Here is a 13,469-nt window from a genome sequence, read left to right on the forward strand (position 1 = left end):
TATCTATACAATATGCTAATACCTTATTTCCCAAGGGTTTTCTTTACCCTCAATAAATGAAATACAACTTAGTATAGAGTTTTCTACCATATCACTTACTGCCTGATCTGTATAAAATGCAGTATGTGGAGTGACAATTACATTAGGATAAGATTTCAAAATCGCAAGCTGTCTGTTGTCAAGTATCTCGCATTTTAAATCATTATAATAAAGATTTGTTTCATGCTCAATAACATCTAAAGCTGCACCACCAATCTTTTTACTTTCAATGGCATCGATAAAATCATCTGTATTTATAAGTGAACCTCTAGCTGTATTTATAATAAATACACTATCTTTCATTTTCTTTATTGACTCTTTATTTATAAGATGATAATTATCCTCTGTTGCTGGGGCATGCATAGTAATAACATCGCTATTTTTAAACAATTCATCTAAAGAAACATAATCCACATATTTCTTCATTTTTTCGTTTTCATATATGTCGTAAGCTATTATTTTACAATCAAATCCACTTAAATTTTTAATTACAGTTTGTCCAATTCTTCCTGTTCCAATAACCCCTATAGTTAAATTATGTAATTCTTTGCCTTGAACGCCTATTAAAGAATAATCCTGTACTCTACTTCTCTCCATAATAGGTTTCATTTTTCTTGTAGCCATAAGAATAAGCATAGTGGTGTAATCAGCAACACTCCTTGGAGAATATGTAACATTTCCAATATGCATCCCCAATTCCTTAGCTTTCTTAATATCAATATGATCGTATCCTATTGTTCTTGTTGATATGAATTTAACCCCAATTTCATAAAATTTTTGCATTAATTCAGCATTAATAGGTGTAGTTATAATACTTAAAGCATCAAACCCCTTTGCCAAATTTACAGTTTCTAAATTTGGTGCTTCCTCCGTAAGTGTTAAATCTACATTATACTTTTCTTTAAATTTGTTAAAATATTCTGTCTCATCTGACCTATGCTATATGCCAATATTTTCATGGTCTAAGCCCCCTTCTTATAAATATAACTAATACGTAATAGTTGTCAATTCTATTATATCACCTTTTTAATGAATAAATCTTAATTTATTCTATTAAAGCCAAGGTTTTAAATAAGCTTCTCTGTTTTAATGCACATCATTTTTTACACTTTTTTATACTCAAAATTATGCCTAAAATAAAGGTTATAATTAAAACAATTTCTCCAAGTGAATAATTAGTGTAAGTTCGTCCATCTAAGTGAGGACCCAATATAGTTGGAACTGTCCATGGAAATAAAGTATTAAACGGAGTATTTAATATTAAAAGATTAACACAAATTGAAGCAACTCCAAGTATTAAAGAAGGAATCATGCTTTTATTGTAAATGCTTAAAAATGCCATTATAGGAACCAATGCAAAATGCATGATAATCATAAGCACATATGCTTTGCCATATGCAAGTAAAATATTTGCAGTAAGCGGTTCATGTTTTATAATAATTCCCGAAGTCATCAATAAAACAAATGAAGTTATAGTAGTAATTGAAATCAAAATTAACATTACAATCAATTTTCCAATAAAAAATTGAACTCGGCTTATTGGATATGTGAACATAACATTCACTGTATTTTCGCCATATTCTCTTGAAAATATAAATCCAGCTATTAAAGCAAAAAATCCAACTGCCATAAGTAAATTAAAAAATGTAGCAGCATTTGAAACATATTCATTCCAATCAACTATTGGATATTTTTTATTAAATGCATACATAGAAAATATTAAAGCATCTGGCAAAATAGCACACAATGGAATGCACCATAAAATCTTACACTTTTTTAATTTTATAAATTCTGTACTGATAACAGCTGGCAAACTCCAAACCTTATTCATTTTTGTCACCTCCAACCAAGTTAAGGAAATAACTTTCAAGACTATCTCTCATTAATAATATTTCTTTAACCTCAATGCCATTTTGTATAAGCGTTTTATTTATATTGGAAGTTTCATTAAGCTTCTCATAAATTTTAATTTCTCCAGCCTTTGATATTAAATAATCTTTTATACCTAGCTTTTGCTCCAATATAACAACAGTTTCCCTATCATTAGCAACTTTTAAATCTATATAATGCCTGTTCTTCTTCTTTAAAGTTTCCGAATCCACCTCTTCTAAAAGTTTCCCTTTATGCATTATGCCAAGTCTTGTGGCAAGCTGCTGGACTTCACTTAAAATATGACTTGATATTAAAACAGTTATGTGCCTTTTTTTAGATAAATCAAGTATAAGATTTCGTATTTCCATTATTCCCATTGGATCTAATCCATTGGTAGGTTCATCCAATACTAAAAATTCTGGATTATGCAAAAGTGCTCTTGCAATTCCAAGCCTTTGCTTCATTCCAAGTGAAAAATCCTTTGCCCTTTTATTTGCCGCTTCTGTAAGCCCTACAATTTCAAGCACTTCTTTTATGCAGTTTTCCTCTGGAATACCCATAAGCTTTCTATGAATATTTAAATTTTCTACAGCAGTTAAATTACCATAAAAACCAGGGAACTCTATTATTGATCCAACTCTTGCTAAAATATGCTTTTTGCCTTCCGTTAATTTCTCACCAAATAGTTCAACGCTCCCGTTTGTTGGTTTTATAAGTCCCAAAATCATTCTCATTATAGTTGTTTTGCCTGCACCATTTTCACCCAAAAGTCCATAAATATCACCCTTTAATATATTCATGTTTAAATTATCAGCTGCTGTATTTTCTTTATACTGCTTAGTTAAATTACACGTTTTAAGTACACTCTCCAACTTTAAAGCCTCCCAACTTTAATTCTTTTGCCTTATTACATAAAAGATAATATAACTTAACTTTTAAGCAGCTTTTACAAAAACCTTACAAAAGTCTTAAATCTAATATAACGGCAGTGAAAAGGAAAAGGTAGTTTTCTCATTGCTGCAAACCGAAACTTCTCCATTTAACTTTTCTACAAGACTTTTAACTATAGCAAGCCCCAGTCCACTTCCTTTAACTTCTTCGTTTCTTGAAGGTTCTGCTGTGTAAAGCCTATCAAAAACATATGATATATCCTTTTGTGGAATGTTTTTCCCCATATTCCATATCTCAATCCAGGCATTAAGTTTTTCCTTCCGCATTCTTATGCCAATAACTTTTCCATCTGCTCCGTATCTAAATGCATTGTTCAAAAGATTAGAAAGTATTCTATCAACAGCCTTTACATCCGCTAAAACAAATAAATCCTCTTTAGGCAGCTCAATACTAGGCTCAATCCCCCTATTTACAAATTCTTGATAAAAGCTAGCTATAGCTTCTTTAACTGTATCTGTTAAATTAACTTTTTCTTTCTTAATAGCTATGTCTCCAGCATCCAGCTTTGACATTTGAAAAAAATCTTCAAGAAGCAAATATAATTTTTTAGCTTTTGAGTATGCTATCCCCCAATATTTGTTTTTTTCTTCTAAGCTTAAGTTCTCATCTTTTTTTACAGCCTCTAAATATCCTAGTACCGAAGTTAATGGTGTTCTTAAATCATGTGATATATTAGCTATCATTCTTTTTCTTGATTCTTCAAGATATTCTTTCTTATCATAAATTTCTTGAAATTCTTCCATAATTGCATTCATATTAATTCCTAGTTCTTTTATCCTCCTGTCACCTGAATAAAAACGCAGCCTGGCATTAAAATTTCCTTTTCTTATAAGGCTCAAAGTTTTATTAATCTCGTTTATTTGACTTGAAATATAAATATCTCTTAAAATTAAAATCATACAAATAATTCCTATCAAAATTGATATACATATATTCAAAATTTAAGCTTCCCCCTTTTAATCACTTAATTTATATCCTATACCCCAAACAGTTTTTATATATTCATGCTTCTCTGTATTTTTATTTATTTTATTTCTAAGACGGCTTATATGAACCATAACCGTATTTTCATCAGTCATATATTCTTCCTGCCAAACAACATTAAAAATTTGTGATTTAGTAAATACTTTATCTGGATATTGCATAAAAAGCTTCAATATTTCAAATTCTTTTGCAGTAAGCGTAATATCTATACCCTTGACTGTTAACTTATATGTACTTAAATTCAATATAAGTTCTTCATACTCCAAAATTTCATTTTCTTTAACTTCACCCTTATTAAATTCTATATACCTTCTTAACTGTGCTTTAACCCGGGCTAACAATTCTCCTATTTCAAATGGTTTAGTCATATAATCATCGGCTCCAAGTTCTAAACCAAATATTTTATCAGTTTGTTCATCCTTTGCTGAAAGTATAATAACCGGAATTGTATACTTATTTCTTATTTTTAAAAGAACCTCTCCGCCACTTAACTTTGGCAGCATTAAGTCTAAAATTACTAATTGATATTCTTCATTTTCTAATTTTTCCACAGCTTGTACCCCATCGAAACTGCATTCTACATTGTAGCCTTCTTTTTTTAAATAACTTGAAATCAGATAATTGATTTCCTTATCATCCTCAGCAACCAAAATATTAACTTTAATCACGTTATCCCTTCATTTCTTAAGTAAAATATTATATTTTATATTCTATTCTTACTTTGTATTACATTCAATATAAAAATATCGCAGAATAATAATATCTTCTAATACTATTATCCTGCGATTACTGTTATTATTAAAAAACTAAAGTTAAAAACTACTATCACTCAGCAATTTTTCAATTCCAAGTCCAGGTCCTTCATTTAACGTAATGCCGCTGTTATTATAAATTGCTCCTCCCACAACATCATCTCTGCTGCATAAAACCGGGCCATCAAGATCAATTTTTGTTATTACTTTTTTAGCCGCTGCAAGATGAACCGCAGCAGTAACACTGACTTTTCCCTCAAGCATGCATCCAAGCATACATTCCATTCCATAAACTTCTGCTAATGAACATATCTTTAATGCATTGTATATTCCACCAGTCTTCATAAGCTTTATATTTATTAAATCTGATGCTCTCATTTCCATTACCTTTGCTGCATCCTTTGGCGAAAATACACTCTCATCCGCCATAACTGGAGTATCTACATTATCTGTAACCAGCTTTAGTCCCTCTAAATTTGAAGCTATCACGGGCTGTTCTACAAGTTCTATATCCACAGCTGCATCTTCAATTTTTCTAAGTGTCCTTACAGCTTCTTTAGGCTCCCAGCTTGATTTGCATCTATTCTAAGCTTAACATCATAGCCAACAGCTTTTCTTATAGCCTTCATTCTTTCTATATCAAGCTTTGAATCCTTTCCAACTTTTATTTTCAAAGTTTTATATCCAAGTTTTACAGCTTCTATGCTATCCCTAGTCATTTCTTCTGGGGAATTAACACTTATTGTAATATCAGTTTCAAGCTTATTTCTGCAGCCCCCAAGAAGCTTATATAATGGTGCTTTATAAAGTTGTCCATATAAATCATAAAGTGCAATATCTACTGCTGCTTTGGCACTCGTGTTTCTTACAATGCAGGAATTTAATTTTAAAAGTATACCTTCTAAATTTTCAATATCCATTCCAACTATAGCTTTTTTTATATAACTTTTTATGGCACCTTCTATGGATTCTGTTGTGTCGCCAGTTACAAGTGCTGTAGATGCTGCACTTCCAAAACCAATGTTTCCTGTATCTGTAATTATCTTAATAATGACATCATCTACGCTATTTACACTTCTAATAGCCGTTTTAAATGGCTTTTTTAACGGCACAGACATATGTCCTATAACTATATCTTTAATAATCACACTACGCACTTCCTTATCGTATTCTTTTCATTCTTGTCGACATCCTTGTATTTTCAAGAAACTCTTTTACATCCTCAAACATACATCCAGCTACTGAAGTAAATAATATGTCTATAACATTTAATTGAGCTATTCTTGAAGACATGGCTCCACTTCTAAATGTGATTTCTGGAGACAAGACAAATAAATTTATGTCACATAAATTACTTATAGAATTGCTTCCAAACTTAGTTACACTTATTGTAGTTGCCCCTGCATTTTTAGCAACCTCAATAGATTCAAAAGTATCCCTTGTTTCACCAGAATATGAAATAGCAACAGCAACATCATCTTTTTTAAGGTTCGATGCAAATTCCATTTGTAGATGTGTATCAGAAGTGGCTCTCACATTTTTGTTTATTCTTGTGAACTTTTGAAATGCGTCTAAAGCTACTATATAAGATGCACCTACACCATAAAAATCTATTTTATCAGCTTTTGAAATAACTCTAATAGCTTCTTCTAAAGATTTCTTCGATAAAACCTCCATAGTATTATCTATAGATTTTTTATTATTATAGCTTATGTTTTTTATTATAGTATCTATGCTGTCTTGCGGATTTATATCAGTATACATATCTTCATCTTTATTAACTGTTACAGTATCTTTCGCTATAGTTATCCTAAACTCTTTATAACCCTTGTAGCCTAAAATTTTACAAAGCCTTACTACGGCCGATTGAGAAGAATTACTTTTATCAGCAAGATCTTTTATTGATAGATCAGATATTTCCTTGGGATTAGTTAAAATATAATTAGCTATTTTCTTTTCTGATGGATTTAAATCGTTAATTATCTCTTTTACACGAATTAGACTCCCGTACATCAAATTATCCTCACTTTTGCTCTTATTTTTAGTCTTTATTTTAAATAAGCATTGGTTTCTACTCTTGTTTAAAACAAAGTTTCATCATAAATCTTTATTAAAATTCTTTTAAAAAATAGTTTGCTTTTTACAACAATAATATCATGTTTTAATTCACAATGCACTATAAAAAAAGCCATATACAAGCTTTGAAAGCTTTCCTATAATATCCTTTGAAATATAATTAAATTCCGAATTTCGTACAAATATACCTAGTATATATTCGTTATCATTAATATTAAAAATTCCAATGTCATGATTCAAATTATCTAAATCTCCAGTTTTGTGAGCACACTTAACATCACTTGGTAAATACCTTAGCAGCATTTCATGATCAGTATTTTCACTCAAAATTTTTATCATTAAGTTGCACATCTCTCTGTCTAATATTTCATGGTTATAAATTTTTTGAAATAAAATCAGCATATCAGAAGCACTTGTAAGGTTTTCTCTACCACTTTTTACTGCAACTACATCCATCATTTTTCTTTTTAAAATAGTAGTTTTTAATCCTATCTTTTTAGCGTAGTCATTTATTTTTTCCATTCCAAGCAAATCTATGAGTATATTTGAAGCAGTGTTATCACTGGATATTATCATGAGAGTTAAAATATCAATAAATTCATAAGTACTGTTTTCAAGACATGTTATTATACTATAAGGAGTTCTATCAGAAGCTTTTACCCTAATTTTCTCATGTAAATCATGTACACCGTTAATAACTTGATTTAAGCTTCTGCCATTATAATTACTTTTATTGTGCTTGCAGAGGGAAAAGTTTCATTTTCATTAATGTATACGTAATTTGAAGTATTTTTGAGATCTAAAAAAACCACAGAAACATTTTCTTTTCTTAAATTTATAAACCTTTGTATACTCTCCTTTAAGCTTTTAATTTCATACAACTTACATCACTCTCTCTAATATAAATGATACCTTTTCTTTAATTTTTTGAACTTTACAACTTCTTCCTGCCACTGCTTATATATCTTATTAACATCTATTTCATTTTTCCTAAGAATGCTATCTCCAGCTAACAAATCAATTCCATATACTAGTTTTTTTCCTTCAAATGTAATAAACTGAAACTTATTTTTGCTTTCCTGTTTTATAATCTTATAAAGAAAAAGTGCTGTTTTAACAGGCTTATATGTTTTTCTGTCCGTCACATGAATTTGCACTCCTTCACAAAGTTTACCTGCATATTTTGAAAAAGTTGGGGTAAAAAATATTGGTCTAAATTTAACACCGTCAAGTTTTAATTCATTCATTATATTTGCAATTTTAAAGCCATCAAGCCATGGTGTTCCAATAATTTCAAAGGGTCTAGTTGTTCCCCTTCCTTCTGAAATATTTGTTCCTTCAAAAATGCAAGTTCCAGGGTAAACTACAGCTGTATCAACAGTTGGCATATTAGGTGATGGCATTATAAAACTTAGTCCAGTAGCTTCATAATACATTTCCCTTCTCCAATTCTTCATAGGAATAACCTTTAATTTACAGCCTATTAAAAACTCTTCGTTAAAAAGCTTAGCTGTTTCTCCTATTGTAAGACCATATCTTTGAGGAATTGGATATCGACCAACAAAAGAGCTGTAATTTTTATTCAAAATATTACCTTCAACATCATTTCCATTGATTGGGTTGGGTCTATCAAATACAACAAATTCCTTATTAAACTCCTCACAGCTTTCCATAGCATACGACATAGTATAAAGGTATGTGTAAAATCTTGCGCCCACATCTTGAATATCAAAAGTAAGTACATCAACATTTTTAAGTATTTCTTTAGATGGCCTTTTGTTTTTTCCATACAAGCTGTACACCTTTATTCCAGTTTTTAAATCAATATAACTTTCAACTTCTTTTCCTGCCTGTATATCCCCTCTTATCCCATGTTCTGGTGAATAAAGTGTTGTTAAATTTGTACTTTTCCTTAAAATATCTATTGTGCTTTTAAATTCACTATTATATCCGGTATTATTAGTAATGAGACCAATTCTTTTATCTTTAAAAATGCCTATATACTCATTTATATTATCTATACCAGTTTTAACTTTTTCCATTTACAATACCTCTTTAGATGCCTTTTTATATTGCTTCCAGGGCATAAAATTAAACTTTCCATAAAAATCAAGCAAATCTCTATCAACCCAATCTATAACCATTTTATTTACATGCCTTTTTTGTAATATTTCAAGTGATTTGCAGAGTATAAGCATACCAAGCCCACGTTTTCTATAATCCTTATCTACTCCTATAGGGCCTAATCCACCATAATTTCCACCAAGAAGTCCTCTCCAGTATATAGACGGTCCAATAAATTTGCTTTTGTTGTCATATATATGTGCAAAGCCAATTACAGTGTTTTTGTCTTTTAAGACCACTACATCCCTATCTTCCATTCCTATATCAAAGAATTCCATAAATTCCTCATACCATCTTCCAGAAAAATTTTTTTCTAAAAGAGCCATAAGACTTTTTCTATCATCAAATTTTAAAATATTTACTTTGTAACCTTCAAAATCGCTTAAAGCTTTAAATTTTATTTTAGATATATCACATATTAAATCATAAAAACTATCTTCTATTTTATAATTTCTTTTCTTAAAAAACTCTTCCGAAACTAAACATTCTAGAGGAATTCCAGGAAAAAAAGTGATAAGTATCGCTGCCTAAACGTATTATTTTAACTCCTAAATTAATTAAATCTCTTTCTGCCATATCCAAAAGTTTGGTTCCTATTCCTCGATTTCTATAATTTATATCTACAATTATCGAATTTATATATCCTATTTCATCATTTGGATTTAATTTGCCGCTTTTATAGCTCCACTGTTTATATATTACAAAACCTATTAAAATTTCATTTTCAAAAACACCTAATATATTTTTGCTTTGTTTGTCATTTTCATAGTTCTGCTGAAAAAGTTTTAAATCCATGGGATATATAGCTTCCATATTTGTATTCCACAATTTTACAACATTCCTTAAATCATGAACTTTTTCAAACTCCATTTAATCACTCTCACCTCTTGCTATAAGTACAGCTCCAAAAGCAGAATCATTTTTCATAGGTATTACACTAATTTTAGGATAAAATTCATTTACGTTGTTTTTAAATTCGTCATATAAATATTTAATATTGTTAATAGCTCCTCCTGCCGTTGTCAAAAATATACTTGTATTACCCATATTAAGCCTATTTATAACTGCTTTCACACTTAAAAATAGTTCCTTTGCCGCATATTTAAGTATTTTTTTAGCCACCTCATCTCCTAACTCATATGTGTTAGCTACGACCTTTGTAAGACTGGCTATTTCCTTCTTTCCAGCACCACTTCTATATATATAGTCTATTAAATCCTCATGATATTTTAAATTGAAATGCTCTAATACGCTGCTTTCAAGAATAGTTTTTGGTCCTCTGCCATCATAACTTTTAAGTGCTGACTTTATTGCATTTATCCCTATATCATATCCGCTTCCTTCATCACCTATAATATGTCCCCAACCGCCTGAACGGCAGCTCTTTCCTTCTTCTGTTCTACCATAACAAATAGACCCTGTTCCGCTTATAACTATAATACCACTTCTTTTGCCAATACCGCCTGCCAACGCCACTTCAGCATCATTAACTACTATAACCTTTCCGTTATATCTCATATCTTTTATCATATTTTCTATTATGATTTTATCTTCATCTCTATCAGCTCCTGCAGCACCAATACAAATTGCACTGCATTCACCCAAAGATGCTCCTATGCTTCTTATTCCTTCATATATTAAATCCCGAAATGCTTTTTTAACCTCTTCCTCCGCTGCAGAATTTATATTTGATGGTCCTTTAGTACCTTCTGCAAGAATATTTCCATTCAAATCAGAAAGTTTCATATGAGTTTTAGTTCCTCCACCATCTATTCCTATTACATATTTCATAAACTCACCTCAATCACTTATAGTTTAACTGGCGATACACCTTCTGCCTTTATTTTACCTGTTAAAACTTTAATAGTGCTTTCTATTGATAATTCAGTATATTCATAGGCATTTATATAAGTAGAAATTTCTTTAAAACACAAAATGTCATATGGATTTCTGAGAGAAACCAACACTACGTTAGGATTTATTTCGTTAACTCTTCCCACAAGTTCTATCTGATTTTTATTTAAATGTGCATTGTAACACCCTATTACGACTCTATCGGCATGCGGGCATTCTCCCATTATAGTATCAATTAAACTCTCATCTGGATTCATTGGAATTTGAAATTCAACGCCTTTACATATGCTGTTTAATTTATGGCAAAAGAAGCAGCAACTTTAATCTTATCATCGGCTCCTGTAAGTGCAATTGCTCTTGGTGATATAGAAACCACTTTTCCTTTAAGAGGTATTAATTTTCTATGATCCTTTAGAACAGTTATGCTCTTACTGCTTATTCTCTCTGCAAAATTTCTATTTTTTTCACTGCATGAATTTTGCTTCAAATTACAGGAAATATTATATTTATCCTTTATTTTCAATATCTTTTTTACAGATTCATTTATTCTTTCTTCTAAAATCTCTCCACCTAATACAGCTTTTTTAATAGCAGCAATACATTTTTTCTGAACATCTTTACTATGAGATATACAAATCAAATCGGCTCCAGCAATAATTGCCTTAACGGCTGCATTATCACTCCCATAAAAATCTGCTATTGCCTTCATTTCCATACAATCTGTAATTATAAGCCCTTTAAACCCCATTTTATTCCTTAGTAGTTCTGTAAGAACGTTATACGAGAGAGTAGCAGGAAGTTTTTTCGGCTCTACCTTAGGTAAAAGAACATGAGCCGACATTATAGCATCAACTCCTACATTGATTGCATTTTTAAACGGCAAAAGTTCAACTTCCTGAAGCCTTTTAATATTATGATTAACTACAGGTAAACTAAGATGGGAATCTACAGAGGTATCTCCATGTCCAGGGAAATGCTTTGCTACCGCAATTACCTTTTTTTCTTTAAGTCCTTTTATGATATCAATTCCAAGCTTAGAAACATTCTCAGCATCGTCCCCATAAGAACGACATCCAATAACGGGATTTTCAGGATTGCAATTAACGTCCATAACAGGAGCTATGTTCATGTTTATGCCAAGGCTTCTAAGCTCTTCTCCTTCTATCTTTCCCTGAATAAAAGTACTTCCTTCTTCTTTTGCCGCTGCAAAAGCCATATTAGAAGGAAATATTGTAACCCCTTGATGTATCCTTGTTACCATTCCACCTTCTTGATCAGTAGAAATAATTCCAGGTATTCCAATGTATCTTTCAAGGCTTTTTTGAATATTGTCTGTAAGTTTTATAATTTCATCTTTATTTCCTATATTATCTGCAAATAATATGAAATTCCCTATTTTTTTTCATCTCTAATTAACTCTTCTATATTAGCATCATAATACTTCGAAGAAAAACCAGCTATTATCATTTGGCCTATTCTCACATTCAAGGGAAGCTTTTTTACATCCATCATATAAACTCCTCCTTAACATATATATAGTAAAACTTTGTACTCTAACCAAGTGTGGCCAGCACAGCATTACTAAAAAGCCTTCTAAATCTTATTATATTAAGATTATCCCTCGTAGGATGAACTCTATTTGTTAAGAGTATTATATATATATCATTTTTACATCAACCCAAAGTGAAGTCCCCGTAAACCCAGTATGTCCAAAAGCTTCTGGAAATGCTATATCTCCTGCTGAAGAATTTTTATCTCCTTTGATAGACCAACCATATCCCCTATTGTCTTCAAGGCCAAAAGTATGATTAGTGGTCATAGCCCTAAAAGAGGCATAAGATATAAAATTATTTCCCTTATTTATAAGCATATTTGAAAATTTACATAAATCATCTATGTTAGAAAATAATCCAGCATGACCTGATATACCATCAAAAAATCTTCCATTTTCATCGTGACAGATGCCAATAAAAGGCTTTTTAGTGCTGCCATCTATTTCTGTTGCAGCTATATTATCCCCTTTAGGATTAAAGGCTGTATCTCCCATTTGAAGAGGTTCAAAAATATATTTTTGCATAAAACATTAAGCCTTGCACCGCCTATCTTTTCAAGTATATAGCCAAGTAAAATGTAGCTAAAATCGCTATATATGCATCTTGTACCAGGCTTATAATCAAGTTCAAGCCAACATATATAGCCTATAGCATCCTCGTAATTACTGCAGAGCTCATAAAGTGGCTTAAATGGTACAAAACCAGCAGTATGCGTTAACAAATTAAATATAGTTACATTCTCCTTATAGGTTCCTTTAAATTCACTTAAATAATAATCTACACTATCATAAACCGAAATAAGTCCTTTTTCTAAAAAAATCATAAATAAAGTATTCGTAGCCACAACCTTAGTCAAAGAAGCTAAATCAAACAGAGTGTCTTTGCTCATAGGCAATTTTTCTGGGTATAAGCACCTGCTTCCAAAGTTCTCCACTTTTATTATACCTTCTTTATTTCCTACAGCTGCTACTGCACCTGGAAAATCTCCTTTTAAAACTCCATCGTTTATAAGCTCAAAAGCTTTATTAAGCTTATCCATATTGATAAACATAAAATTCACTTCTTTCTTTAAAGTCACTCTTTATTTCACCCAAAATTTCATAAGCAAAAAGGCCAATAATACGAATACCGCAAAAATAGCTAAAAAAATAGGTACCAACACTTGGATTGACGCAATAGTCAATGCTAAAAAATCTTTAAAATGAATTTTTATTTTATTAATGGGTATATCCTCATTACTCATACTTTTTTCAGCGTTTTGAAT

At 30.8% G+C, this 13,469-nt stretch carries 13 protein-coding genes and 3 pseudogenes; all 16 read right to left on the reverse strand.

Annotated features, from left to right (window positions below; translation table 11 throughout):
- Window positions 1–15: 15 nt before the first annotated feature.
- The 16 genes and pseudogenes from AGR56_RS03795 to AGR56_RS21310 all read right to left on the reverse strand — a co-directional run bounded on the left by AGR56_RS03795 (window position 16) and on the right by AGR56_RS21310 (window position 13,283).
- Window positions 16–998, reverse strand: a pseudogene (locus tag AGR56_RS03795) (D-isomer specific 2-hydroxyacid dehydrogenase family protein).
- Window positions 999–1,135: 137 nt separating this feature from the next.
- Complete coding sequence (locus AGR56_RS03800; RefSeq protein ID WP_053241196.1) at window positions 1,136–1,870, reverse strand: ABC transporter permease; 735 nt, start codon at window positions 1,868–1,870, stop codon at window positions 1,136–1,138.
- A complete protein-coding gene (locus tag AGR56_RS03805) occupies window positions 1,863–2,783 on the reverse strand; it encodes an ABC transporter ATP-binding protein (RefSeq protein WP_053241197.1) in 921 nt (306 codons plus the stop codon). The genes AGR56_RS03800 and AGR56_RS03805 overlap by 8 nt, the downstream gene beginning before the upstream one ends.
- Before the next feature lie 102 nt (window positions 2,784–2,885).
- Entirely contained in the window at window positions 2,886–3,800 is a 915-nt protein-coding gene (locus AGR56_RS03810) for a HAMP domain-containing sensor histidine kinase (RefSeq protein WP_084756858.1), read from the reverse strand.
- Between the two features lie 18 nt (window positions 3,801–3,818).
- Window positions 3,819–4,514 (reverse strand): response regulator transcription factor, encoded by a 696-nt coding sequence (locus AGR56_RS03815; RefSeq protein WP_053241198.1) that lies wholly within the window; start codon window positions 4,512–4,514, stop codon window positions 3,819–3,821.
- Between the two features lie 144 nt (window positions 4,515–4,658).
- Window positions 4,659–5,746 (reverse strand): annotated as a pseudogene (locus tag AGR56_RS03820) (dipeptide epimerase).
- Window positions 5,747–5,759: 13 nt separating this feature from the next.
- Entirely contained in the window at window positions 5,760–6,611 is an 852-nt protein-coding gene (locus tag AGR56_RS03825) for a MurR/RpiR family transcriptional regulator (RefSeq protein WP_053241199.1), read from the reverse strand.
- A gap of 153 nt (window positions 6,612–6,764) precedes the next feature.
- A pseudogene (locus tag AGR56_RS03830) lies at window positions 6,765–7,486 on the reverse strand (serine hydrolase).
- Window positions 7,487–7,570: 84 nt separating this feature from the next.
- Window positions 7,571–8,716 carry a DUF1343 domain-containing protein gene (locus tag AGR56_RS03835; protein WP_053241200.1) on the reverse strand — a complete coding sequence of 382 codons (1,146 nt, stop codon included), beginning with the start codon at window positions 8,714–8,716 and terminating at the stop codon, window positions 7,571–7,573.
- Window positions 8,717–9,124 carry a GNAT family N-acetyltransferase gene (locus AGR56_RS21290; RefSeq protein WP_242851299.1) on the reverse strand — a complete coding sequence of 136 codons (408 nt, stop codon included), beginning with the start codon at window positions 9,122–9,124 and terminating at the stop codon, window positions 8,717–8,719.
- A 133-nt stretch (window positions 9,125–9,257) separates the two neighbouring features.
- Complete coding sequence (locus AGR56_RS21295; protein WP_242851300.1) at window positions 9,258–9,668, reverse strand: GNAT family N-acetyltransferase; 411 nt, start codon at window positions 9,666–9,668, stop codon at window positions 9,258–9,260.
- Window positions 9,669–10,589, reverse strand: coding sequence for an N-acetylglucosamine kinase (locus AGR56_RS03845; RefSeq protein ID WP_053241201.1), 921 nt, complete (start codon window positions 10,587–10,589; stop codon window positions 9,669–9,671). It abuts the gene before it with no gap.
- 17 nt (window positions 10,590–10,606) lie between these two features.
- Window positions 10,607–10,909: a hypothetical protein gene (locus tag AGR56_RS21300; RefSeq protein ID WP_242851301.1), complete on the reverse strand. Its 303-nt coding sequence runs from the start codon at window positions 10,907–10,909 to the stop codon at window positions 10,607–10,609.
- A gap of 35 nt (window positions 10,910–10,944) precedes the next feature.
- Window positions 10,945–12,048, reverse strand: coding sequence for a glycoside hydrolase family 3 protein (locus AGR56_RS03850; RefSeq protein ID WP_347460512.1), 1,104 nt, complete (start codon window positions 12,046–12,048; stop codon window positions 10,945–10,947).
- A 255-nt stretch (window positions 12,049–12,303) separates the two neighbouring features.
- Window positions 12,304–12,729 carry a serine hydrolase gene (locus tag AGR56_RS21305; RefSeq protein WP_242851302.1) on the reverse strand — a complete coding sequence of 142 codons (426 nt, stop codon included), beginning with the start codon at window positions 12,727–12,729 and terminating at the stop codon, window positions 12,304–12,306.
- A complete protein-coding gene (locus AGR56_RS21310) occupies window positions 12,660–13,283 on the reverse strand; it encodes a serine hydrolase domain-containing protein (protein ID WP_242851303.1) in 624 nt (207 codons plus the stop codon). Before AGR56_RS21310 ends, AGR56_RS21305 begins: the two co-directional genes overlap by 70 nt.
- Between the last annotated feature and the right edge of the window lie 186 nt (window positions 13,284–13,469).

It is taken from the genome of Clostridium sp. DMHC 10 (genome assembly GCF_001270375.1).
In the GTDB taxonomy this organism is placed as follows: domain Bacteria; phylum Bacillota; class Clostridia; order Clostridiales; family Clostridiaceae; genus Clostridium_S; species Clostridium_S guangxiense.